Annotated in this window: 23 protein-coding genes; 13 read left to right on the top strand and 10 right to left on the bottom strand. The window is 35.8% G+C overall.

The window, feature by feature from the left end; translation table 11 throughout:
- Positions 1-11 precede the first annotated feature (11 nt).
- The 3 genes from AYC65_RS17260 to AYC65_RS17250 form a co-directional block, all read right to left on the bottom strand.
- Positions 12-1,388, bottom strand: coding sequence for a tryptophanase (locus tag AYC65_RS17260; RefSeq protein WP_034870827.1), 1,377 nt, complete (start codon positions 1,386-1,388; stop codon positions 12-14).
- A 128-nt stretch (positions 1,389-1,516) separates the two neighbouring features.
- Positions 1,517-2,134 carry a DUF502 domain-containing protein gene (locus AYC65_RS17255; RefSeq protein ID WP_045182626.1) on the bottom strand — a complete coding sequence of 206 codons (618 nt, stop codon included), beginning with the start codon at positions 2,132-2,134 and terminating at the stop codon, positions 1,517-1,519.
- Between the two features lie 3 nt (positions 2,135-2,137).
- Entirely contained in the window at positions 2,138-2,716 is a 579-nt protein-coding gene (locus AYC65_RS17250; RefSeq protein ID WP_034870828.1) for a MiaE family protein, read from the bottom strand.
- A 69-nt stretch (positions 2,717-2,785) separates the two neighbouring features.
- On the opposite strand from AYC65_RS17250, the gene AYC65_RS17245 reads away from it, so the two are divergent.
- The gene (locus AYC65_RS17245; RefSeq protein ID WP_234300377.1) at positions 2,786-3,640 is read left to right on the top strand and encodes a DUF4846 domain-containing protein; all 855 of its coding nucleotides are present in this window, start codon (positions 2,786-2,788) and stop codon (positions 3,638-3,640) included.
- Positions 3,641-3,642: 2 nt separating this feature from the next.
- Here AYC65_RS17245 and AYC65_RS17240 read toward each other — a convergent pair whose 3' ends face one another.
- From AYC65_RS17240 to AYC65_RS17225, 4 genes are all read right to left on the bottom strand, one after another.
- On the bottom strand, positions 3,643-4,116 hold the full coding sequence (locus AYC65_RS17240) for an SRPBCC family protein (RefSeq protein WP_034870830.1): 474 nt from the start codon (positions 4,114-4,116) through the stop codon (positions 3,643-3,645).
- A complete protein-coding gene (locus AYC65_RS17235; RefSeq protein ID WP_034870831.1) occupies positions 4,117-5,211 on the bottom strand; it encodes an acyltransferase family protein in 1,095 nt (364 codons plus the stop codon).
- A gap of 64 nt (positions 5,212-5,275) precedes the next feature.
- On the bottom strand, positions 5,276-7,720 hold the full coding sequence (locus tag AYC65_RS17230; RefSeq protein WP_034870832.1) for a vWA domain-containing protein: 2,445 nt from the start codon (positions 7,718-7,720) through the stop codon (positions 5,276-5,278).
- Between the two features lies 1 nt (position 7,721).
- Positions 7,722-8,255: an RNA polymerase sigma factor gene (locus AYC65_RS17225; protein WP_034870833.1), complete on the bottom strand. Its 534-nt coding sequence runs from the start codon at positions 8,253-8,255 to the stop codon at positions 7,722-7,724.
- Between the two features lie 139 nt (positions 8,256-8,394).
- Here AYC65_RS17225 and AYC65_RS17220 point away from each other — a divergent pair, with 139 nt between their 5' ends.
- The 5 genes from AYC65_RS17220 (at position 8,395) to AYC65_RS20850 (ending at position 11,589) form a co-directional block, all read left to right on the top strand.
- Positions 8,395-10,311, top strand: coding sequence for an LTA synthase family protein (locus tag AYC65_RS17220; RefSeq protein ID WP_034870834.1), 1,917 nt, complete (start codon positions 8,395-8,397; stop codon positions 10,309-10,311).
- 94 nt (positions 10,312-10,405) lie between these two features.
- Positions 10,406-10,804, top strand: coding sequence for a 50S ribosomal protein L21 (rplU, locus tag AYC65_RS17215; RefSeq protein ID WP_034870835.1), 399 nt, complete (start codon positions 10,406-10,408; stop codon positions 10,802-10,804).
- A gap of 28 nt (positions 10,805-10,832) precedes the next feature.
- Positions 10,833-11,090 carry a 50S ribosomal protein L27 gene (rpmA, locus tag AYC65_RS17210; RefSeq protein ID WP_016199026.1) on the top strand — a complete coding sequence of 86 codons (258 nt, stop codon included), beginning with the start codon at positions 10,833-10,835 and terminating at the stop codon, positions 11,088-11,090.
- Positions 11,091-11,195: 105 nt separating this feature from the next.
- Positions 11,196-11,348, top strand: a complete 153-nt coding sequence (locus AYC65_RS20855) for a bacteriocin-like protein (RefSeq protein ID WP_157757823.1) — start codon at positions 11,196-11,198, stop codon at positions 11,346-11,348.
- Between the two features lie 67 nt (positions 11,349-11,415).
- Positions 11,416-11,589: a hypothetical protein gene (locus tag AYC65_RS20850; RefSeq protein ID WP_157757824.1), complete on the top strand. Its 174-nt coding sequence runs from the start codon at positions 11,416-11,418 to the stop codon at positions 11,587-11,589.
- A 33-nt stretch (positions 11,590-11,622) separates the two neighbouring features.
- Here AYC65_RS20850 and AYC65_RS17205 read toward each other — a convergent pair whose 3' ends face one another.
- Positions 11,623-12,237: a hypothetical protein gene (locus AYC65_RS17205; protein WP_034870836.1), complete on the bottom strand. Its 615-nt coding sequence runs from the start codon at positions 12,235-12,237 to the stop codon at positions 11,623-11,625.
- 118 nt (positions 12,238-12,355) lie between these two features.
- Here AYC65_RS17205 and AYC65_RS17200 point away from each other — a divergent pair, with 118 nt between their 5' ends.
- The 4 genes from AYC65_RS17200 (at position 12,356) to AYC65_RS17185 (ending at position 17,114) form a co-directional block, all read left to right on the top strand.
- Entirely contained in the window at positions 12,356-13,798 is a 1,443-nt protein-coding gene (locus tag AYC65_RS17200; protein WP_034870837.1) for a sensor histidine kinase, read from the top strand.
- Entirely contained in the window at positions 13,785-14,474 is a 690-nt protein-coding gene (locus AYC65_RS17195; RefSeq protein ID WP_034870838.1) for a response regulator transcription factor, read from the top strand. The genes AYC65_RS17200 and AYC65_RS17195 overlap by 14 nt, the downstream gene beginning before the upstream one ends.
- Before the next feature lie 48 nt (positions 14,475-14,522).
- Positions 14,523-16,640 (top strand): prolyl oligopeptidase family serine peptidase, encoded by a 2,118-nt coding sequence (locus tag AYC65_RS17190; RefSeq protein WP_034870839.1) that lies wholly within the window; start codon positions 14,523-14,525, stop codon positions 16,638-16,640.
- Positions 16,641-16,769: 129 nt separating this feature from the next.
- Positions 16,770-17,114, top strand: a complete 345-nt coding sequence (locus AYC65_RS17185; protein ID WP_034870840.1) for a hypothetical protein — start codon at positions 16,770-16,772, stop codon at positions 17,112-17,114.
- Here the strand turns inward: AYC65_RS17185 and AYC65_RS17180 are convergent.
- On the bottom strand, positions 17,111-19,276 hold the full coding sequence (locus AYC65_RS17180; protein ID WP_034870841.1) for an AsmA family protein: 2,166 nt from the start codon (positions 19,274-19,276) through the stop codon (positions 17,111-17,113). The two genes, AYC65_RS17185 and AYC65_RS17180, sit on opposite strands and share 4 nt — an antisense overlap.
- Positions 19,277-19,295: 19 nt before the next feature.
- Positions 19,296-20,087, bottom strand: a complete 792-nt coding sequence (locus tag AYC65_RS17175; protein ID WP_034870842.1) for a DUF2797 domain-containing protein — start codon at positions 20,085-20,087, stop codon at positions 19,296-19,298.
- 113 nt (positions 20,088-20,200) lie between these two features.
- Here AYC65_RS17175 and AYC65_RS17170 point away from each other — a divergent pair, with 113 nt between their 5' ends.
- The 3 genes from AYC65_RS17170 (at position 20,201) to secA (ending at position 24,688) form a co-directional block, all read left to right on the top strand.
- Positions 20,201-21,235: a GDP-mannose 4,6-dehydratase gene (locus tag AYC65_RS17170; protein WP_034870906.1), complete on the top strand. Its 1,035-nt coding sequence runs from the start codon at positions 20,201-20,203 to the stop codon at positions 21,233-21,235.
- 66 nt (positions 21,236-21,301) lie between these two features.
- Entirely contained in the window at positions 21,302-21,523 is a 222-nt protein-coding gene (locus AYC65_RS17165; protein ID WP_002662059.1) for a DUF2795 domain-containing protein, read from the top strand.
- A gap of 93 nt (positions 21,524-21,616) precedes the next feature.
- A complete protein-coding gene (gene secA, locus AYC65_RS17160) occupies positions 21,617-24,688 on the top strand; it encodes a preprotein translocase subunit SecA (RefSeq protein ID WP_034870843.1) in 3,072 nt (1,023 codons plus the stop codon).
- The last annotated feature ends 251 nt before the right edge of the window (positions 24,689-24,939 follow it).

The raw sequence follows: 24,939 nt of genomic DNA, 5'->3' as shown, positions 1-24,939 counted from the left end.
AGTTTAAAATATTATGCTTCGGTAAGGTGAACGGTAAAGTGCCTTAGAATGTCGGGTTCCCAGGTAATTTTATAACCTTTTGTAATCTCATTTCTTCGTTCAAAAACATTTTTCAGGGCAACGGCAATATAATCCATGTGATTGTTGGTATATGTTTTTCTTGGAATTGCCAGCCTGAGGAGTTCCATTTTTGGATAGCGATTCTCTCTGGTTTCGGGATCTCTGTCAGCTAATAAAGTTCCTATTTCTACACCACGAATACCCGCTTCTTTATACAATTCTATAGCCAGAGTTTGCGCAGGGAACTCAGCTCTGGATACGTTCGGCAGGAAGGTAAGAGCGTCTATAAAAACAGCATGTCCACCAATTGGTCTCTGAATAGGAATCCCATATTCAATGAGTTTGTTTCCAAGATATTCAATCTGTGAAATTCTGCTTTCAAGATAGGTAAACTCTGTTGCTTCATCCAATCCCTGAGCAAGAGCGGCCATATCACGGCCGGCCATTCCGCCATAAGTAATAAAGCCTTCATAAATAATTGTGAAATTTGAAGCTTTCTGAAATACTTCGTCATCATTAAGAGCAATAAAACCACCGATATTTACCAAGCCGTCTTTTTTGGAAGACATAGTCATTCCGTCCCCATAAGAGTACAATTCTCTTACAATCTCTTTAATGCTTTTATCCTGATATGCGGCTTCTCTTTTCTTGATGAAATAAGCATTTTCTGCAAACCTCGCTGAGTCAAAAAACACCGGAATACCATATTGATTGGACAATTCCCGAACGGCTTTTATGTTTTCCATAGAAACAGGCTGGCCTCCTGATGAATTACAGGTAATGGTAATAAGGCAAAACGGGATTTTTTCCTTACCATATTCCTGGTAAACTTTTTCCAGTTTATTGAGATCAATATTTCCCTTGAAAGGATAAAGATTATTAATGTCGAAAGCTTCGTCAATCGTGCAGTCTATTGCATGGGCTTTACGGAATTCAATATGGCCTTTGGTTGTGTCGAAGTGTGAATTTCCCGGAATAATATTGCCTTCTTTTACCAAAACAGAAAAAAGAACATTTTCTGCAGCACGCCCCTGGTGAGTTGGTAAAAGGTGTTTGAATCCGGTAAGTTTATTAACGGTATTATAAAGTTGCTCAAAAGAACGGGAACCTGCATAGCTTTCATCTCCGGTCATAAGGGCAGCCCATTGCTTGTCAGACATAGCACCGGTACCACTATCCGTTAACAGATCTATAAAAACCTGTGAGCTTTTTAAGTTAAACAAGTTATAATGACTGGCTTTAATCCATTCCGCTCTCTCCTCGGGAGCAGATTGGTGGATTTCTTCTGTCATTTTTATACGATAAGGTTCAGCATAAGGAAGTTTCATGTTGATAATATTTAAGATTGAAAAGAATTTTAGAAATTGTAAACAAAGCCTTTCAAATACTATGGAAGGCAAAATGTTGCTTTTATAATACTTATACAAAAACAACAGACTCACAATTTTCTAAAGCATCATTCCGGTGCCTTAAATATATTTTCGTCAGAATGGAAACCTGATACACCGCCACTAACGGCAAATTTCATGGCTTCCACAGAATTCATGCCTTCGACTTCCCGCACATTATCGGGTTCGGTAAGAATTACCCAGCCGGAAATTGCATATGAATGGGGAAGGTAAACGGCAATTTTTTCGTTCAAACCTACAGGTGATAAATCGTGTTGTGTAAGGAAACCGATACGCCATACTTCCGGATTATTGTTGGTTTTTACCCATACCGGATTACTAAATTTCTTTTTATCACCGACAAAGGAGCTCATTACATCCTTTAGTGAAGAATAGATGTATTTAATCCCGGGAGTATGTTCCAGCAAATTATCCATAGCATCTACAAGGATACGCCCCAGCAGAAACTTGGTGCCTATAAAACCAACAAGTGCGGTGATAATGATGACAGAAATAAATACAAGTCCGGGGAATCTCTCGGAAATGGACGGGATAATATTATCGATAGAGGAAACAAGATACCAGATCAGTCCAATGGTAGCACCAATAGGTCCAAGAATCACTAAGCCCTGTAGCAGTGATCTGAAGCATAAACCTATATAATAATTGATTCCTCTTTTTTCCATTAATTAGCCGTGGATGGTTTCTTTTTTTCCGTAAGACTGGATAATTTTGGCCTCATATTCAAGCCATTCTTCCCAGCGCTGGTTTACTTTTTCAGGATCACCCAATTGTCTTGCGAATTTAATGAAAGTTGTGTAATGATTGGCCTCAGAAATCATTAAATCGTTATAAAAAACTTTTAGCTCCTCATCTTTTATATTTTCTGTCAGTACTTTGAAGCGTTCGCAGCTTCGTGCTTCAATCATTGCAGCAAATAACATTTTGTCTATAATAAGCTCCTCACGGGTTCCCTGAACAATAAATTTAAAAAGATCATTTACATAATCGTCTTTACGGGATCTGCCTAATGTATAGCCTCTTTGTTTGATAATTTCATGTACCTGATTGAAGTGATCCAGCTCTTCCTGAGCAATAGCCAATAGTTCTGTTACTATTTCCGGGTATTCTGGAAGCATAGTGATAAGGGTAATAGCATTGGTTGCAGCCTTCTGCTCGCACCATGCATGGTCGGTTAATATTTCTCCGAGATTATCTTCAGCAATGTTTGCCCAGCGTGGATCGGTTGGTAATTTTAGCCTGAACATGAATTATAATTTTTCACAAAATTAAGAATTTGGAGGATGAAATCAGTTATATTTGATAAAATGAGTTCTATGAAAACAGTATTTTTATTAGGAGCCTTTGCAATACTTTCTTCCTGCCAGAAAAATGAAACCTTATCGGCAAAAGTACCGGCAAAAAATGATTCTGAAATTCAGGAGCGTTATGTTGATGAAAAATCCAATACACTAAAAGGAAGACTTTTAGTTCCAAAAGGTTTTACCCGGGAAGCTACCAATGAAAATACATGGGAGCATTTTATTCAAAATCAGGTATTGGTAAAATATGGCAGTCCGATCCTGAAATATGACGGAACGAAAATATCGGATCAGACACATCATGTTGGAATTCTGACATATGATGTTGGAGAAAAAGATTTACAGCAATGTGCAGATGCTTTAATAAGGCTCCGGGCTGAATACCTTTTTGGTCAAAAAAGATATAGTGAAATAGGTTTTAATTTTACAAGTGGGGATCACTTCTCGTGGAAAAGTTATACAGAAGGGATGCGGCCATTAATTAATGGAAATAATGTAAAATTCATAAAAAGAGCGCCAGAGAATGCGTTGAGCTCTTATTCAGATTTCCGGCAGTATCTGGATATTATATATAACTATGCAGGTACAATTTCACTCTCTAAAGAACTGAAAGACAGTAAGAGTAGTGCAGAGCTAAATATTGGGGACTTGATTATAACTCCGGGAAGTCCCGGACATACAGTAATGATAGCTGACAAAATTTCTGATGGTGAAAATGAAAAATATGCACTGATAGAAGGATTTACTCCGGCACAGTCTATCCATGTACTTTCTTTAAATGGCAATCCATGGTTTAATATCAATCCCGGAGCCATTATTGAAACACCGAGATATACTTTCCAAAATGCTGTTATAAAAAGATTTGAATAGGTTTACTTTAATACCTTTTTCCACTCGCCATTCTCTGCAAAGTCTTTTATGACTTGATTCCTGTCTAATAGGAATTGTCTTAGATAGCTAGTCAGAATAAGTTTATTAAATATCTTACCTAAAATACCAAAAGGAGAATCATATCTGAAAATATCGGTCATTAGTGTTCCGGTATTTGTTTTCTCAAAATAATGATCGTGTTTAATATATTTAAAGGCTCCTTTTAACATTTCATCCCGAAAATGAAAAGGTGGATCTAATGCTGTTATTTTTGATGTCAAAGTTTGTCGGATTCCTAAATGTGTTGCCTGCCATGTAACTGTTTCTCCATTGCTTATTAAACCAGAAGTGACTCCGGCAATAGCTTTTTCATTAGTTTTGGCTGTGGAAATAGAATGTAAATCAATACTTCTTGATAGATCAAAGACTAAATGAATATCAGCATTTATATGGGTTTTTAACTCTATTACTGGCATTTAAATTCTTCTAGCAGTTAATTCTCTCAGTTTTTCCAAAATTCTCCAGCCCAAAGCATCTGCTTTTTTCAGTACTTCAGCAATAAGAATTGCCAGAATAACATTGATTACATATATTATAACCATCAGTACTGCCCAATGGATATAGCCCTTTAGCGGAACAACAATGAAGTACACCAATGATGAGCTGATCCCCTGTGCGAAATAAAAGAATATGGCATTCCGGCCAATATTATTGATGAAGGTGTCTTTCGTAATTTTTAATCGGTTGTACAAAACAAAAACAGTAATCAGAGAGAGTAGAGACCAAACAATATAAGGTATCTGTGGCGGGAATTTCTGTTTGTTGATTTTATAATAAATATCTGGTCCGTAAATGTAACCTATTGTAATAATACTTATCGCTGCTAATACATATAAAACAGGAATGTAAACTTTTTTTATAGTTTTTCCTTTTAACTGAAACCCTATAAGGAATACACCTAAATAATACACAACATAACCAACTTGTCCGGAAGGATAGTTGTTTGGATCAATATTGAAAATAAGGGTAAGAGCTACACAAAGAGCGATAAACCATAGAATATGCTGCTTGAAGAAACGGAGAATTAAGACCCCTAAAATAGTAACAATATAATACACCTTGAGGTACCAGAAACTACCCATAACCACAGGGAAGGTGTCGCAGTTGGTGTAACTATGCAGGTACCAGTTGCCTAATTGAGCCCAGTCGATAGCAGCAGACGGATTCTGAGGAATGTATTTCCCTCCAAATGTGGAGTAGAAGCTTTTCAGTGTATCTGTATCCCAAAAGGTAATAACGCCTGCTTTGAAGATCCAGTCCGCAAAAAATAATCCGGTCACAAAGATCATATAGGTGATTTGTAGTTTCAGAAGGCGGTAAAGAGTTTTTTCTATATTTCCTGAAGATGTAATTCCGCTTAAAGCAAAGAAAATAGGAACATCTATCAGAAGACTTAATACTCTGAATTCACTTGGAATATAAAATTGGCCGGACCAGAATGCAGTATGAATAAAAATAATACTAAGTGTAGCCAGTCCTTTGGCAAAGTCAATATAGAGATCTCGCTTCATGAATTTCTTTTTTCAAAAATAGAAAATAAAACAGCCGCTTAAAACTTTTTAAGCGGCTGCAGCATTATTTAACTAATTCTACGAGTTTTAGGAATTCATTCCGGTAGCTGTCCGGATCATATTTTGCAGCTGATTTTCCGAGGTTTAAAATACTTTTTGTTTCTTTATCTTTTAGGTATTGGGAATCGCGTAATTTCATTCCGAACCATGCAACATCAGCAGCAAACCTGAAGTCATCGGAAGTATTGCTTAGAGCAATATTTCTATTGTCAATATTTTTAATGATCTCAATACTTTTGTCTCCGTCAGGCTTTTTATATCGGAATTTTATGGTTGCCAATTCTTTTCCAAAATTATTGGCTGTTTCTGTTTTTTTAGAGTATTTCAGATTTATATTTTTTGGAGAAAATTCATCTTCTGTGCCTGCAGGTATAATTTCATAGAGAGCAGTAACCTGATGTCCTGCGCCAATTTCTCCGGCATCTATAGCGTCATTTACAAAGTCTTCATCTTTCAGCAATCTGTTTTCATATCCAATCAGTCTGTAAGCCTGTACATTTTGCGGGTTGAATTCTATCTGGATTTTTACATCCTTGGCTATTGTATACATCGTTCCTGCAAATTCCTTTACTAAAAACTTATTAGCTTCCTGTAGGTTATCTATATACGCATAGTTTCCATTTCCTGCCTTTGCAAGGGTTTCCAGTGTTGTGTCTTTATAATTGCCCATACCATACCCTAGACAGGTTAAGAAAACTCCGGATTTTCTTTCTTCTTCAATAAGACTTGTAAGGTCTTTTCTGGAAGAAATACCAACATTAAAATCTCCGTCGGTAGCTATTACCACTCTGTTGTTTCCGTTTTTAATAAGGTTTTCTCTTGCTATTTTATAGGCCAGCTGAATTCCGGCACCACCAGCAGTACTTCCGCCGGCAGAAAGTCGATCGATAGCTTCAAGAATTTTTTTCTTATCACTTCCGGGAGTAGCTGGTAAAACAAGTCCTGCTGAACCTGCATAGGCTACCAAGGTTACCTTATCTTCAGAGCTAAGCTTTTCTGTCATGAGAGCTAATGATTTTTTTAACAGTGGTAATTTGTTTTCCTGATCCATTGAGCCTGAAACATCCACCAGAAAGACCAGATTAGATTTGGGTGCCTTGCCCAGGTCTAAATTTTTACCTTGTAAACCTATTTTTAAAAGTTTATGCTTCGGATTCCATGGTGCAATACTGTATTCTGTACTGATAGAAAAAGGATGCTGATCCGTTGGCTGAGGATAGTTATAAGGGAAATAATTAATCATTTCTTCAATTCTTACAGCATCTTTGGGCACAGTTTGTCCATAACTAATCATTCTTCTGATATTGGAATAGGCGGCTTTGTCTACATCAACAGAAAAAGTTGAAAGAGGAGCTGTTGCAGGGCTCTCAAAACTATTTTCTGTAAATTCAGGATATTCCTCTTTTGAGACTTCAATTTTCGGTTGGGGGAGTGTAATTATTGGATTTTCTTTTTCTAATTTCTTTGCTTTACGCTTTATTTTTCTCAGTTCTCGTTTAGATAAATCTTTAGTTGTGATAACAATTACACCGTTTGCCGCTTTTGCGCCATATAATGCAGACGCCTTTTCACCTTTCAGTACATTTATAGATTCAATATTGTTGGGAGACAGTACTTTTAAATAGTTATTATTTACCACTTCACCGTTCATTACATATAAAGGGTCGTTGGTTTGTGAAGGCGCAGACGCTCCTCTGATAACAACATTATTTATATCTGCATTAACTGGAGATCTCTTGATTCCCATTGCAGGTGAAATTGTGTTTACTCCTTTTTCAGCAGTAACTTTTTTATATGCTCTTGCTGAATACCCGGTAACAACAACTTCTTTCATATTGTTTTCCGATGATATTGCAAGACCAGCCACCTTTCCTTGCAGATTCATACTATTAGCTCCATTTGCATTACTAAGTCTTTTTTCATCTTGCATGCGGGGGGCTTCTATATTTTTTCCGGCTGCTGTACTTGCTGGCGGTGGTGGCAGAGCATAGCTGGCAGAAGGGCTTATTCCAAGAGAGGGTGCTGCATAATAAGCTTCCGCTTTAGCAGGTTCCTGATATGCAATAATATCTTTAGGGGTATTTAGTTTCTTTTTCTCTTTTTTTATTTTTTCTACCTGATCTTTTGTAATATCATTTTGAGCAATGGTTTGCGGAGTTTTAGAAGAACCCGTTGGTGTATCTGTTTTTCCAACGGTTTCCGTTTTAACCATAATCGGGGGTTGTTTATCTGTAGGTTTGAAGAACAGATAAGTAACTCCTGCAAACAGTATTACTGCAGCTGCGGCAAGCCATTTCCGATTGACTGAAAACTCTTTTGTCTCTTTTTTAGCAGGCTGTTCCAGTTTGTTTTCCAGCATAGCCCATACCTTCTCTTTAGAAGAAAGGTCGTTAGATTCCGAATGGTCTAACTTTTTAAATATATCGTTAAGTGGATCTCTTGGGTTCATTTTAGTTGGTTTTTGAAAAGTAAAACTGATGTACCAATTTCTGTAGCTTGTTTTTCGCAAAGTTTAGCTGGGATTTGGAGGTTCCCTCGCTTATTCCCAGTTGTTCAGCAATCTCTTTATGAGAATAGCCTTCAATAGCATACAGGTTGAAAATGGTCTTGCTTCCCGTCGGAAGGGTGTCCATTAAGCGTAACAATTCTTCTTCATTATACGGGAAATCCTGTATAACGGGATCCGGTATATTGAGTTCAAACTCATCAATAGAGATGGAGGCCAGCTCTTTTCTGCGCAGAAAACTAAGGCATTGATTGACTGTAACCCTTCTTGCCCAGGCATCAAATGCCAAAATTTCCTTCAGCTGTGACAATTTGGAAAAGATACTGAAGAAGGCATCGGCCAGAACTTCTTCTATGTCTTCCTGAGACTTCAGGTATCTTTTGCAGACAAAATGCAGCTTCGGATAGTAGGCATCATATAGCTTTCGCTGTGCAATACGATCGTTACCGATACATTGTTGTAGAATTTCCTCGTTCATTTTGGTGGTTTCTATTGATAAAGACTCTGTTTCTTTTCAAAAGGTTGGAAAAGATAATTAAGTTTTATCTTTTAAAAAACAGTCTCATGCTTTTCAGTATGAATTATTTGCTAATTTTGTCGTTCTCTATTTACTAAAAATGATCAAGAATTTTAGAAAAAATGAATATCTGGCTTTGGCATACCGCCTATTTTTAGCCTACTTTTTTTATTTTGTAACCAGAGTTTTATTTGCTGTTTTCAACTGGGATCTTTTAAAGATTGATTCAGTCGGTGAGCTGCTGAAACTTTGTTTTCACGGGATAGCATTCGATACTACAGCAATTTTATATACCAATGCGCTGTTTATTCTATTCTCGATTTTACCACTATTCGTCAATACAAGAAAAGGTTATCAGAAGTTCCTGATGATTCTTTATTTTGTCTGTAACCTCGTAGCAATCACTTTCAATTTTGTAGATTTTATTTACTATAAATTTACTTTCAGCAGAAGTGCAGTTAACATATTGGAAAGTGTTCAGCATGAGTCGAATAAAGGAAAACTTTTTGCTGATTTTCTCATAAATTATTGGTATGTATTCTTATTATATTTTGCGTGTGCATTTTTATGGATTTTCCTCTATACAAGAGTTAAGGTAAAGGAAAAAAAATATGAGCATAAAGGAATGTATGTGCTAACATCAGTTATCGGTGTTTGTATCATCACGGTTTTGGCAGTAGGTGGAATCAGAGGCGATTTCAAAAAGAGTACAAGACCTATTAATCTGGTAGATGCCAATAAATTTGTAGATAAATATGTACAAGCCAATGTGGTTCTTAATACACCATTTTGTATCATCAGAACAATTGGTACAACGTCTTTCAAGAAGCTCACCTTTATGCCACAGGAAGAAGCAGATAAATTGGCTCATCCTGTAAAACAGTATCAGAATAATGCTCCTTCCAAACCCAATATTGTGATCTTCATTCTGGAAAGTTATTCACGGGAATATATTGGTGCCTTTAATAAGAATAACGGAATCAAAGATTATGTAAGTTATACACCGTTTTTAGACTCATTATCACAGAAGAGTATGATTTTTACCAATGCCTATGCCAATGGTTATAAATCTATTCATGGTATGTCTTCCGTTCTGTCTGGCATTCCGTCATTTAAAGATGCATTTACATCTTCTCCTTATCCCAATCAGACGATCCAGTCTTTGGTTTCTATTTTAAACGGTGAAGGCTACGATACCTCTTTCTTTCATGGTGCTCCAAACGGATCTATGGGATTCTTAGGCTTTGGAAATATCCTGGGCTTCAAGCATTATTATGGCAAAACAGAATATAATAATGATGCAGATTTCGACGGAGTCTGGGGGATCTGGGACGAACCTTTCTTTCAGTATATGAACAAGACGCTTACTCAGAAAAAAGGACCTTTTATGTCGACAATATTCTCTGTAACTTCACATGAACCGTTCCAGGTGCCAGCTAAATTTAAAGGAAAATTCCCGATGGGTAAAGTACAGATGCACCAGGTTGTTGGTTATACGGATTATGCTTTGAAAAAGTTCTTTGAATCTGCTTCAAAAGAGCCGTGGTATAAGAATACTATTTTTATTCTGACAGCTGATCACGATAATCAAAGTTATTACAAAGAATATCAGGAAGGTCTGAACAAGCAGGCTGTACCAATTATTATTTATAAACCGGACGGAAGTTTGCAGGGTGTAAATGATGAATGGGCACAGCAGATAGATATCTATCCAACAGTTCTGGATATGATTGGCTATCAGAAACCTTTCCGAAGCTGGGGCGTAAGTTTATTCGGAGATAAAAATCAGTTGCCATTTACAGTAAACTATATGGATAATACATACCGTTATGCATCTGGAAATTATATTTGTGTTTTTGACGGACATAAAACTTTAGGCTTTTATGACAAGAATGATAAAGGTCTGAAAAACAATCTTATCGGTCAGCGGAACGCAGAGATGAATCAATTAGAGCTGCAGTGTAAAGCATTCCTGCAAGATTATTTCCACAGAATAGTAGATAAGAAACTGAACTAATTGATTTTGTGTGCAAAAAATGTTGATAAACATATTGCTAATTGCAAAAAAATAAATATCTTTGCACCTCGAATAATTATAAAAAATATATACAATGTTTGCAATCGTAGAGATAGCAGGGCTTCAATACAAAGTTGAGCAAGACCAAAAATTGTATGTTAACCGTTTGAAAGGAGATAAAGGAAACAAAGTTTCTTTTGAGAAAGTTCTTTTAACTGTTAACGGAACAATCACTGTGGGCGCCCCAGCTGTAGAAGGAATCGCTGTAGAAGCGGAGATTATTGATCATGTTCAGGCTGATAAAGTAATCGTTTTCAAAAAGAAAAGAAGAAAAGGTTACCAAGTTAAAAACGGTCACAGACAACAATTAACTCAAATCCAGATTACTTCAATCACAGGATTTGACGGAGCAAAGCCAGCTAAAAAAGCTGCTGCTAAAAAGACAACTAAAAAAGCTGCAGAAGAAACATCTGAAGAAGCTGCAGGAGAATAATATTTAACCCGAAAAAAGTTAAAATAAAATGGCACACAAGAAAGGGGTAGGTAGCTCCAAAAACGGTAGAGAATCACACTCTAAAAGACTAGGTGTTAAAATTTTCGGTGGTCAAGAAGCTATCGCGGGTAACATCATCGTTAGACAAAGAGGTACTCAGCACCACGCTGGAGAAAACGTAGGTATCGGTAAAGATCACACGCTTTTCGCTCTAGTAGACGGTAAAGTAGTATTTACTAAAAAGAGAGATAACAGATCTTATGTATCTGTAGCACCAGACGCTTAATTTTAGCGTTTTATAAAAATTAAAACCCCAACGAAAGTTGGGGTTTTTTGTTTTTTATCAAATAATGTTATATTAGTAAAACCAAAACCTTATAAATATTACATTATGAAAAAGTTATCCAAAAAAGAGCTGAAAACAGTTCACGGAGCTATCGGAAGATGTCCTAAACCGGCTACCACTTGTGGCCAATGGTGTGGCTGGACAGAAGATCAAAAAGCAAGCTGCATGAGTTTAGTTATTGAAATTTGTGACTGCTAAAAAACGAGTCCCGGTTAAATTCCGGGATTTTATTTATGAATACATTAAATAATCTAAAATATTAATTATGAAGAAATTATCTAAAAGAGAGCTTCGATTTATTGAAGGAGGCTGTGGAGTAGTGATTAACCCACCAATGAATTGTGATGAATATTGTGATATTCAGCGAAAATATGGCGGTGTGGAAATATGCTATAACAATCCTCAGATTCCTTTGTCGTGTGAAGCATCTTGTCAATAAATTAAAACCTCAGTATTTACTGAGGTTTTTTTGTCATTTTATTTGTTCTAAAAATTGAAGAGTAATAATGAAGTAATGAGGAATATTATATTTCTTGCCTAATTGATCCGGGGAAATTTCTGATCCGGAGACTTCACAATAAGAGGCCGAACCGTCTGGCAGTACATGAGGTGTCATAATAATGAAAATCGGAGTTTCTTTTCTCAAATCCAGGTTATTGATTTTTTGTGTGCTTATCAAATCGTGGAGAACATAAGAATATTTGTTTTCTTTAAGTAAAAATTCTTTTTTAGGTGTTCCAAAATGATTTGCTCTGAAAGCTATATTCAGGATATTATTTTTTTTATCAGTTTCAGTAAATAAACGTAATGTAAAAGGTGTTGACTGTATTGCAAGCCTATCTTCGGGAGAAATAATATTTTCTGTTTTTGAAAGTTTCCCATTAGTAAACTCTTTTATTTTTACTAAAGAGTATTTACCAATAAGTTCTTTAGCCTGAAGCGTTAAAGCAATTGATGTAATGTCTTGAAAGTCCATTAATTGATTAACAACTGGATCCTTGCTGCCATATTCGGATGATACTTTTGCTGTTTGTCCAAATGTAGAATGTGCTATTAGTGCTAAAAAACAAAATGTAATCTTTTTCATTTTTTTTTATGTAAAAGTACCTTGTGCTAATAACTATGATAGTTATTTACTGAAAATTAGCGTTAATTAGTGTTAATGAAATTTTATTTCCAAAGAGAAAAGTATTTATTTTTGAAACGTGAATCTGAAAATTAAGATAGCAATTACATTGGTAGTTGGCTTATTGCTAACTGTTACGGGTTTACAGTTTCTGTATAATTACAATCTCTATAGAACAGAGACGGTGGTTTTTACCAGAATAGCTGACGAATCTTTAAAAGAAGCTATTCAGCTGTCCAGAGATCAGAAACGACAAACAATGCTCAGAAATTTAAAATGCTACCTGGAAAATCCAAAGTATTTTAAAATTATTGTCGAAAAACAAGAACCTCTAAAATTTTCTTTAATAGAGCGCTCTCCTAAAATTAAGAATCATGATCGCCTAACTATGAGTTTTCAGGATTTGAATTTAGATAATGGAGATTTAAAAGGAAAAGAAAAAGATATTTTTATTTCACGTTTTTTGAAAAATGTAGATGATGATTTAAAAGAATATTATACATGGTATTACACGCCATTAGTTGGAGACTTTATTGATCATCAGTTTGAAATAAATGTTATAACACTAAATAAAGTACAGGAAAACTACCTAAATATATTGAAGCAAAAAGGGATTAATGAAGCCTTCGTATTTAACAAACCCAATAGAGATGAAATAACCACACATACTTATGAAGTAGAGCCTCGTGTAAAAGATAGAATAAATGTTTATGTGGCTTTTCCTAATCCTATGAAGTATTTTCTTCGTCAGCAAATATGGACAATCTTAGGCTCTTTTTTACTGGTTTGTATTATTCTGATTAGTAGTGTTTACTTAACAAGATTACTTTTAAGTCAAGAGCGACTCAATAAGGAAAAAGATCAGCTAATGCTACATCTATCACATGAACTAAGGACTCCAGTAACCTCAATCCAGATAGCGGCAGAAGGTATGCGGGATCATGTACAGGATGAAAAAGAAAGAATAGAATATATAAATATTATATTAGACAAAGCAAAAGAACTTTCTTCTTTTACACATGATGTATTAAATGAATTAAGTTTAAATAAAGCCCATTTTTTTGTTGAAGAATATGATCTGAGTGATTTAATAATAAGATTAAAAGGTAGATTTGAAAATGATAGAGTTATAATTGATGTTAAAGAGATTAATTCTACGAAAATATTTATTAATTCCAGACATTTTGAAAATGCACTTAATAACATTATTGGTAATGCAATTAAATATAACAAAAATGAGAATCCAAAAATTGTTATAAGATCTAGAGATACAAAGGAGGCAATAGAGATAATGTTGGAAGATAATGGAGAAGGGATTGAAGATCAGTATAAAAAGAAGGTGTTCAAGAGATTCTTTAGAATCCCAAAAGAATCTGGTTATATATATGAAACAAAAGGATTTGGAATAGGGCTTAGCTATGTAAAATATGTAATGGACTTACATAAAGCATCGATAGAAATTTTGGATGCTAAGCCGCAAGGGACAATTTTTAAAATTATTTTACCTCATGCAGAAGCATAGATTACTTTTGGCTGAAGATGATATTACTTTGGGAAAATTAATTAAGGATAGCCTTGATAAACTTAATTATGAGGTTGTGTGGGCAACAGACGGAGTAGAATCACTGAAACTTATTAATAAACAGACAGATTTATGTATTTTGGATGTTATGATGCCTGGAAAAGATGGATGGAGTGTTGCTAAAGAAATTAAAAAAAATTATCCCGCAACTCCTGTAATATTTCTCACCGCATTATCCGAAACTAAAGATTTGGTAAAAGGGTATGAAGCCGGGGCTAATGATTACCTTAGAAAGCCATTCAGTATAGATGAACTGCATTTAAGAGTCAGGGAGTTGTTGAAAAGAAATAAACCTGAATCCAATCAGATGAAAGTTGGAGCATATCTTTTTGATATTCAAAGACAGGAACTTCTCTATGAAAATCGACAAATTATAAAACTTTCATATAAAGAAACGGAACTGTTGAAAAGGTTGCTTTTTCATAAAAATGAACTCCTGAATAAAATAAAGGTTCTAAAGGAATTATGGGGAGATGATAACTTTTTTACCAGTCGAAATCTGGATGTCTATATTACTAAATTACGAAAGAAATTAAGCCTTGATAATAATATTGAAATCATTAATGTGCGTGGATTCGGATATAAGTTGCTAATCAAAGAAAATAGATTTAATTAGAATTCTTAGAATTAAGAAAACTTCCCTATTTTTGGTAAAACCAATTCTATGAAGTATAAAAAACTATCTGTGGCAGTTGCAGCTTTCGCTTTTGCAGCTGTTTCAGCACAAAATTCTAACTCATTGAAGTATCCCGAAACAAAGAAAGTAAATCATACCGATACCTATTTTGGTAATCAGGTATCAGACCCATACCGTTGGCTGGAAGATGACAGAGCTGAAGATACCAAAGCATGGGTACAACAGGAGGTGAAATTTACACAGGATTATCTTGCGCAAATTCCTTTCCGTGGACAGATTAAAAAACAACTTTTAGATATCTGGAATTATGAAAAGATTTCAGCACCATTTAAAAAAGGTAAATACACTTACTTCTATAAGAATGACGGGCTACAAGCACAATCTGTGTTGTACAGAAAAGATGCTTCCGGAAAAACAGAAGTATTTTTAGATCCGAATAAGTTTTCAGATAAAGGGACAACCTCTTTAGCTAATCTTTCATTCAATAAAAAAGGTACATTAGTAGCTTATAGCATTTCTGAAGGAGGTTCTGACTGGAATAAGATTATTATTCTGGATGCAGAAACTAAAAAACAAATCGATGAAACGCTTCTTGATGTAAAATTTAGTGGCATCTCCTGGTTAGGAGATGAAGGTTTCTTCTATTCCAGTTATGATAAGCCGAAAGACGGAAGCGTGCTTTCCGGAATGACGGACAAGCATAAAGTGTATTTTCATAAGCTTGGAACAAAGCAGTCTCAAGATGAGTTGATTATTGGTGGTGATAAATTCCCAAGAAGATACTTAAGTGGCTATGTAACAGAAGACCAGAGGTATCTTGTCGTTTCTGCAGCTAACGCAACTAATGGTAACGAACTCTATATTAAAGATCTTAAAAATAAAACAGATTTTATTCCGATTATTACAGGCTTCGAGAGCAATGTAGGATTGGTTGATACAGATGGAGATACACTGTTCCTGCATACTGATAAAAATGCGCCTAATATGCGTATGGTAAAAACAACGATTCAGAATCCGAAGCCGGAAACCTGGAAAGATGTTATTGCTGAAACAAGTGAACCAATGCGTGTAAATTCTGGTGGAGGCTACTTCTTTGCAACTTATATGAAAGATGCACTGAGCCAGATTAAGCAATACGATAAAACAGGAAAGCTGGTTAGGGAAATTAAACTGCCGGGTAGCGGTACTGCAGGTGGTTTTGGTGGTGAAAAAACAGAAAAAGAATTGTATTATTCATTTACCAATTATATTACGCCTCCAACGATCTTTAAATTTAGCATAGACTCAGGAAAATCCGAGGTGTACCAAAAGCCTAAAGTGAAATTCAATCCTGAAAACTATGTTTCTGAGCAGGTATTCTATACATCTGCAGACGGAACTAAAATTCCGATGATGATCAGCTATAAAAAAGGACTGAAGAAAGACGGAAAGAATCCTACAATATTGTACAGCTACGGAGGATTTAATATCAGCCTGCAACCTGCATTCTCTGTTGTAAATGCTATCTGGATGGAGAATGGCGGAATTTATGCTGTTCCGAATATCCGTGGTGGAGGTGAATATGGTAAAAAATGGCATGATGCGGGAACCAAACAGCAAAAGAAAAATGTGTTTAATGACTTCATTGCTGCAGGGGAATATTTACAGAAGAATGGTTATACTTCCAAAGATTATATGGCGCTTTCAGGACGCTCGAATGGAGGATTGCTTGTTGGTGCTACGATGACAATGCGCCCGGATTTAGCTAAAGTAGCCTTCCCGGGTGTTGGTGTACTGGATATGCTGCGTTATAATAAATTTACTGCTGGTGCCGGATGGGCATATGACTACGGAACCGCTGAGGATAGTAAAGAAATGTTTGAATATTTAAAATCTTATTCACCTGTACACAATGTAAAAGCTGGCACATGTTATCCTTCTACTATGGTGATCACAAGTGATCATGATGACAGAGTTGTTCCTGCACATTCATTTAAATTTGGTGCAGAATTACAGGCAAAACAAGCGTGTAAAAATCCAGTGCTTATCCGTATTGAAACTAATGCAGGACATGGAGCGGGACGCTCTACTGAGCAGGTTGTGATGGAAAATGCAGATTTGCTTTCATTTGCATTATATGAAATGGGTATTAAAAACCTGAAATAGCATATATTTCCAGTTTAGATATAAACAGACAAGCCAAAAGCTTGTCTGTTTTTTTATTATGTTAAAACGAGAATGAATAATTTTTATTCGCATGGAAATACTTAACTTTAGTAGACTAAATTACAGACAATGGAAAATAATGACATGACAACTCTGGTACAGGTAATGAATACCCTGAAAAGAAGAGGTGTAGATAAGGAAATTCAGATGAATGAAAATAAAAAATTTGTTCTTCAGAATTCTGATAAAGAATACCAACCGGAAGATCTTACAATTATTAAAGTTTATCGTTTCGAAGGCGATTCAAATCCATCTGATAATGCCGTGCTTTATTTAGTAGAAGATACAACAGGGCAAAAAGCTTATATTATCGATTCATATGGTGCTGAAAGCAACTATGCCGGATCAGAATTCAATAACTTTCTTACAGGAATAGCTGTAGACGAGAGAGAAGGGAGAAATCTGAGTATTTAGTCTGTTGTTGCTTCTTTCTTTTTAAAGAGACCATTAAAAAGTCCTTTTTTAGCCTGATCCTTTTGCTTTCGGGCGTCAATCTTCTGCTTTATTTTCTCCTTTTTTTCTTTGATGTCATCTACCGTCTTTTCAATTTTGGAGGTATCACCAATCAAAGAACCTTTTAATCCGGTTTCTATACCGCGCCATAATAAATTGAAAAGAGATCTTTTTTCGGTTCTGGTATAATCTACATCAATTTGCTTAGGCGTATTACCTGTGTTATTTTTGATAAACCAGTTGGTCAGAAAGCTCAGGAATTTTTTCTTTTTCTGGTTTTTATCATCCAGAAGTTCTACTTTCAGATTGGTATTTGTCATCAGAAAAGGCCCTTTTATACCATATTTATTCCCTTTGAAATCAAAATCAACACTATTAATCATTCCACTGGTGCTTACGTGCAGATAAGGCCTTATAAAGTCATTAATTCGCGATGCGTCCAGATTGATGATATTAGCTTTGAAGTTAAAGGCATCTTGCGGGTTTGCAACATCAAAAGTCCACAAAACTGTGGTTGGGGAAGTTCCGAAGAAGCTGGTTTTCCCATTTACGGTAACCATAGTATTCTTTCCTTTTAATTGGGCTGTGTTTATATTTTCAATTCCAACATTAAGGTTCGCAAAAGAAAGTTTTCCCGGAGCTAAGGCTCCTTGATCTGTCTCCTCATATTCCAGAAGACTATTGATTACTTTCGTATGATGTATAGTCAACGGAAATTTAATTTTCCTGAATTTTTCTGAAAAAAAAGTTCTTGGAGTAGGATCCGGTGGTGGAAGGTTACTGCTGAAAATATTCATGTACATCTGATATACATTCAGATTGTTGACTTCTACCTGCAAATTGTTGTTTAGATTTGAAACTTTATATCCGGTGAGCTCTATTTTAGGGATCTTTACCGTATACAAGTCTTCCTGTACCGGAATTGATTTATTGAACTGAGTTCTGTTCATGGTCGGGAGAAAGCTGAAATCCGAAACAGTAATTTTATGATTGTCCAGAACAAGAGATGATAATGATAGCTTGTAATATTTACCAGGGTTATAGTGGAAATCATGTGTCTCGAATCTATAAGCGCCATATTTAAATGGTATTTCTCCTTTTGATGTTTCCTCGTTCATCAGGATTTTATTCATATTGGCAGAAACTCTTTTTAGCTGGAAATGTTGGCTCCCGTCTGGTTTCAGCATTAGGATATTCCCATTTTTTAGAGAAATGTTATCCAATTCAATATCATAAGAGAAGTTTTTCTGAGATTTAGGACTCTTCCCATTAGTTGACATGATTCTGACATCAGGACTGTCAAACTTTACTTCTGCCAGAGAAATCTTGTTGTCTTTAAAGCTAATATCTTTAAAAGTCATTTCTCTGGAAGTAACAGCAAACAGATTTGTTTTATTGGGGTATTTTTGGGCAAACTGCTGCTGGGTTAGTAAAGGTTTCATTTCAAAACCTTTAATGCTCATTTGTCCATTTTCAGTAGCAATTCTTTTTGCTTTATAATCATAAATATTTTCATCACGGTAGATGAAATTCTCTCCTGAAATAGAGTAGGAGTCAAAAACGACAGGAAGTTTTTGTTTTACCTCCTTTTCTGTCATTCTGAAGTTTGTTAGCTCAAGATTCAGATTCTTTACTGTAATAAGAGAATCTTTATTGAACTTCAAAATATCAATATCGCCATTCTGTACATGAATGTTTTTAAAAAGTATAGGCTGTTTACTATTATTGCCTGCCTTCTCATCTTTTGGCTTTGCCAGTACAACTCTTAATTTTGGCTGTACAAATGTGACATCGTCAGTATTGATTACTTTATTGTATAAAGCGTCCCATATTCCGAGGCTGCTTATTTTTAGTTCCCCGATACTTCCGTCTAAGCCAATTTCATTTTGATTATTCGGTTTTTTGTTAGAAATATTAATCTTTTTCGCGGTTATATTTCCTGTTTTAATATCTACATCCAGATGTTGGTATGTAATATTATACGGAGATCTCTTTTTAATGATCTCCGGTAGATTATTTTTTAGCCAGTAATTGAATCCATAAGAAGCAGCAAAAGAAAGAATCGCTAATATACCGATACCAAAAGCGAATATTTTTAAAAATCTTTTGTACTTTAATTTCATCCGTGTATTGTGTTTTCGGTTATCCGGCCGAAAAATCTATTACATAACCTTCATGGCTTCGTACGTTGATGAAGTTTCCACCTTCGAAGTAAAGATATTGGCCTTTTATACCTTTTAGTAATCCTGTAAATTCAGGCTTCTTATCCAATGTAAATACTTTTATGTCATTTGGTGCTTCATATGGATAATCCAGTCTCCAGATTTCCTCATCGGAAGAATAGAATTTTTGCGAATCTTTTGGGAAATACTCTTTTATTTTTTCACGGAAATCAGCAAGATCAACATCCGATTCCAGTGTTTGCAGCATTTTTTTCCAGTTGGTCTTATCTGCAAGGTGATTTTTCATCTCTACCTCTATAACTCCCGCTTCATATCGGTTGTCAGTTCTTGCAATGGGAAGAGCAAATGTGGCACCTTGATCAATCCATCGTGTCGGAACCTGAGTTTCCCTTGTTACACCAACTTTTACATCACCTGTGTATGCCAGATACACAACATGAGGAACTAACTGAATTTCTTTTTCAACCTCCAGATCTCTCTCTTCAATACCTAAATGAGCTGTTGACAATTCAGGGCGAAGGATTGTTTCACTGGCATACGGACTTTCAAAAAAACATTTTTTACAGAATCCCATACGGAAAATAGGTAGATCCAGCCCGCAGGAAACACACTGATATCCGATATGCTTTATGCTTATTTCTTTATCAAAAAGCTGATTCATACTAATTAAATCACCCGAAAGATTAAGGTAATATTGTATTGGTTTACCGTTTTCAGTGATCATTTTTAGTATTTGTCCGGAGAATTTCATGTGTATATAAATTATGTATATGTAAAAGTAAGTAATATTTCAGAAATTTATTTATTTTGAAATTAACATAAATGTCTATAGAAAAGGTTATTTTTGTTAGGAACAGGAAAAAGATGAATTATTTAGTAACGGGAGGGTCTGGTTTTATAGGATCACATCTGGTAGAAAAATTATTGAGAGAAGGACATTCTGTCATAAATGTGGACAACTTTGATAATTTCTATGACTATCAGATAAAAGTTCAAAATACACTGGAATCAGTAGGTGATGACGGTGCTTTTGATTTCGATCATAAGCTTACAGATATAGCTAAGCTTATTGACAGAACAAAGTCCGAACAATACAGACTTTACTATCAGGATATCAGGGATAAAGACGGACTGGAAAAGATCTTTCAGATGCATTCCTTTGATATGGTAATACACCTTGCTGCATTAGCAGGAGTACGCCCATCTATCGAAAGGCCTCTTGAATATGAAGAAGTGAACATTCGTGGTACCATGAATCTTTGGGAGCTTTGCAAAGATTTTGAGATCAGTAAGTTTGTATGTGCTTCATCTTCCAGTGTTTATGGTAATAATGATAAGGTGCCATTTGCAGAAACAGATTTTGTCGACGAGCCTATATCTCCTTATGCAGCTACCAAGAAATGTGGCGAAATACTAGGGCATGTATACCATAGCCTGTATAAAATTGACATGATTCAACTGCGTTTCTTTACAGTATACGGACCAAGGCAAAGACCGGATCTTGCTATCCATAAATTTGCTGAGTTACTGCATCTTAACGAAAAAATTCCTTTTTATGGAGATGGTACTACTGCCAGAGATTATACCTTTATAGATGATATTATAGATGGTGTCACCAAATCAATTAGTTATCTGCATAATCATGAAGGTGTTTATGAGATACTAAACCTGGGGGAGAGTGATGTAATAACCCTACAGGAGATGGTTTCTGTACTATCAGAAGAGTTAAATACAGTCCCTGTTCTTCACCGGCTGCCTATGCAGGCCGGAGATGTACAGAGAACAAATGCTGACATCCTGAAAGCAAAAACTTTAATAGGCTATCAGCCAAAGACTAAGTTCCAAAATGGCATAAAAATATTTGTGGAATGGTTTTTGAGAAAAAAAACAAAAAAATAGTGAGTTAGAGGTGGAAAATTGATTAATATACCACCTAATTTTTTACATTTGCAAAAAATTCAAAATATGTACTGGACATTAGAATTAGCTTCATATCTTAGTGATGCACCATGGCCAATGACTAAGGCAGAATTAATCGATTATGCTATTAGAACAGGCGCACCGATGGAGGTTGTGGAAAACCTTCAGGCTATTGAAGATGAAGGTGAAATTTATGAAAGTATCGAGGAAGTTTGGTCAGATTACCCGACCGATGAGGATTTCCTTTGGAACGAGGACGAATATTAATAAAACGTTTGGCTGATTGCATAGTGCTATCGGCTTTTTTTAATGATTAACTAATGCAATTAGCCAAAATGCTATTTGCCAAATGCGATATAAATGGGTTTTTTAGACACGATTCTCAAGGGTTTTTTAGGTAACAAAAACGAAAAAGACCTGAAGGAAGTAAAAAAAGTAGTAGAGAAGATAAAAAAAACTGAGCCGGCTATTGGACAGCTTTCCGATGATGGGCTTAGAGAAAAGACCAGAGAGTTTCAACAAAAAATTCAGGATGCTGCAGCTAATGTGCGTAAGCAGATAGAGGATATCCAAAGCAAAATCGAGACAACTGATAATGTTGACGAGAAAGAAGCGCTTTACGGGCAGGTAGCAGATCTTAATAAAGTTGCATATCAGCACGAAGAGAAAGTTTTAGGAGACATTCTTCCGGAAGCTTTTGCATTGCTGAAAGAAACTGCAAGAAGATGGGCACAAAATGGTGAAATCCGAGTAACTGCATCAGACAGAGACCGTGAACTGGCTGCGACAAAAGATTTTGTTGTAATAGAAGGGGATCAGGCAATCTGGAAGAGTGAGTGGGATGCTGCCGGAACTGCTGTGAAGTGGGATATGGTACATTACGACGTTCAGTTTATCGGGGGAACAATACTTCACCAAGGTAAAATTGCTGAGATGGCAACTGGTGAAGGTAAAACTTTAGTAGGAACATTACCTATTTTCCTTAATGCACTTCCGGGCCGTGGTGTACACGTTGTAACGGTAAACGATTATCTTGCAAAACGTGACTCGGCATGGATGGCTCCTATCTTCGAATTCCACGGACTTTCTGTAGATTGTATCGACAATCACCAGCCAAACTCAGAGAGCAGAAGAAAAGCATATAAATCCAGTATTACTTACGGAACCAATAACGAATTTGGTTTTGACTACCTGAGAGATAACATGGTAAACAGTCCTGAAGAATTAGTTCAGGGTGAACTAAACTATGCGATTGTGGATGAGGTAGACTCTGTATTGGTGGATGATGCAAGAACTCCGCTTATTATCTCCGGTCCTGTTCCGCAAGGAGACAGACAGGAATTTGATCTGTTAAAACCAAGTGTTGACCGTATTGTAGAGGTACAGAAAAAGACCATTACTGGTATCTTCGGTGAGGCTAAAAAACTTATCGCAGCCGGAAACAAAAAAGAAGGAGGATTCAAACTTCTTCAGGCGTTCAGAGGATTGCCAAAGAACAGACAATTAATTAAATTCCTTTCTGAGGAAGGAAACAGAGCGCTTCTACAGAAGACTGAAGCGCAATATATGGCAGATAACAACCGTGAAATGCCAAAGGTAGATAAAGACCTTTATTTCGTTATCGACGAGAAAAACAATCAGGTAGACCTTACCGATAAAGGGGTAGAATACATGTCTCAGGGTAACTCAGACCCTAGCTTCTTCGTTCTTCCTGATATTGCAACTGAAATTGCAGAACTAGAAAAGCAAAATCTCCTTAAAGAAGAAGAATTTGCTGCCAAAGAAGAATTATACCGTGATTTTGCTGTAAAATCTGAACGTGTACACACTTTAAGCCAGTTATTAAAAGCTTATTCATTATTTGAGAAAGACGATGAATATGTGGTAATTGACGGCGAAGTTAAGATCGTTGATGAGCAGACAGGTCGTATTATGGAAGGAAGACGTTACTCAGATGGTCTTCACCAGGCGATTGAAGCAAAAGAAAATGTGAAAATTGAAGCGGCAACCCAAACCTTTGCAACGATTACATTACAGAACTATTTCCGTATGTACAACAAGCTTGCAGGGATGACAGGTACTGCAGAAACAGAAGCAGGTGAACTTTGGGAGATCTACAAATTGGACGTAGTGGTAATCCCTACCAACAGACCAATCCAGAGACACGATAAGCACGATTTGGTATACAAAACCAACCGTGAGAAATATAATGCAGTAATTGAAGAAATTGAGAAGCTTACAGCTGCCGGAAGACCTGTACTTGTTGGTACAACTTCAGTAGAGATTTCTCAGTTATTGTCAAAAGCACTTCAATTAAGAAAAATACAACACCAGGTACTTAATGCTAAGCTTCACAAGAAGGAAGCTGAAATTGTTGCCGGAGCCGGACAACCAGGAGTTGTGACTATTGCAACAAACATGGCAGGTCGTGGTACCGATATCAAGCTTTCTAAGGAAGTAAAAGATGCGGGCGGTTTAGCAATTATTGGTACAGAAAGACATGACTCCAGACGTGTAGACAGACAGTTAAGAGGTCGTGCAGGACGTCAGGGAGATCCAGGTAGTTCTCAGTTCTATGTTTCTTTGGAAGATAACTTGATGCGTCTTTTCGGTTCAGAAAGAATTGCGAAAATGATGGATAAGATGGGGCACAAAGACGGAGATGTGATTCAGCACTCTATGATCAGCCGTTCCATCGAAAGAGCTCAGAAGAAAGTGGAAGAGAATAACTTTGGTATTCGTAAGAGATTATTGGAGTATGATGATGTAATGAACAAGCAGCGTGATGTTATCTATAAGCGTAGAAAAAATGCTTTATTCGGAGAACACCTGAAGTTTGATATTATGAACATGATCTACGAAACAGCAGGCTCTATTGTTAATCAAACAAAAGCAGATAATAATTTCAAAGAATTTGAATTCGAAATTATTAAGAACTTTACAATGGATGCTCCGGTTTCTGAATCCGAATTCAAAAATATGCAGGCACCTGCATTAATCGATAAAGTATACCATACAGCTGTAGAAGACTATAAGCAGAAGTTAGCTTTATTGAAAGAGAAAGCTTTCCCTATCATCGAGAATGTATACCAAAACCAAGGTAGTATGTTCAAAATGATTCAGGTTCCTTTCAGTGATGGTCATAGAACTCTGACTATTGTTACTGACCTCCAGAAGGCTTATGAAACACACTGTGAATCTTTGATTACAGATTTCGAGAAGAATATTTCTTTAGGTATTATCGACGAAAACTGGAAGAATCACCTTCGTGAAATGGATGACCTTAGAAGATCTTCTCAGGGAGCTGTTTACGAACAAAAAGATCCGTTAGTAATCTACAAGCAAGAATCTTTCTTCTTATTTAGTGAGATGGTAGATAAAATTAACAAGGAAATCGTTTCTTTCCTCTACAAAGGAGAGATCCCGGCTTAATAATCTTTAATTTAAATATTGTTGAAAACCGTCAGCCTTAGGCTGGCGGTTTTTTTATATCATATTGCGACATTAAAATATATATGATAAATGATAGGTTTATATATATGATCAGTATTTCACTTATTAGTGATGGCCTTTTATTACTAAGATTGTTTCAGGTTATTTATATTTATAATAAATAAAAGAAATTTGATAGAAAAATAAAATTTATTTAGAATTGTTAAAGATAATATATTTGCAAAAAAATT

Origin of the sequence: Elizabethkingia bruuniana, assembly GCF_002024805.1 — a bacterium.
GTDB classification, from domain to species: domain Bacteria; phylum Bacteroidota; class Bacteroidia; order Flavobacteriales; family Weeksellaceae; genus Elizabethkingia; species Elizabethkingia bruuniana.
Note: the sequence above shows the minus strand (reverse complement) of the source record. Positions and strands in the feature narration are given on the sequence as shown.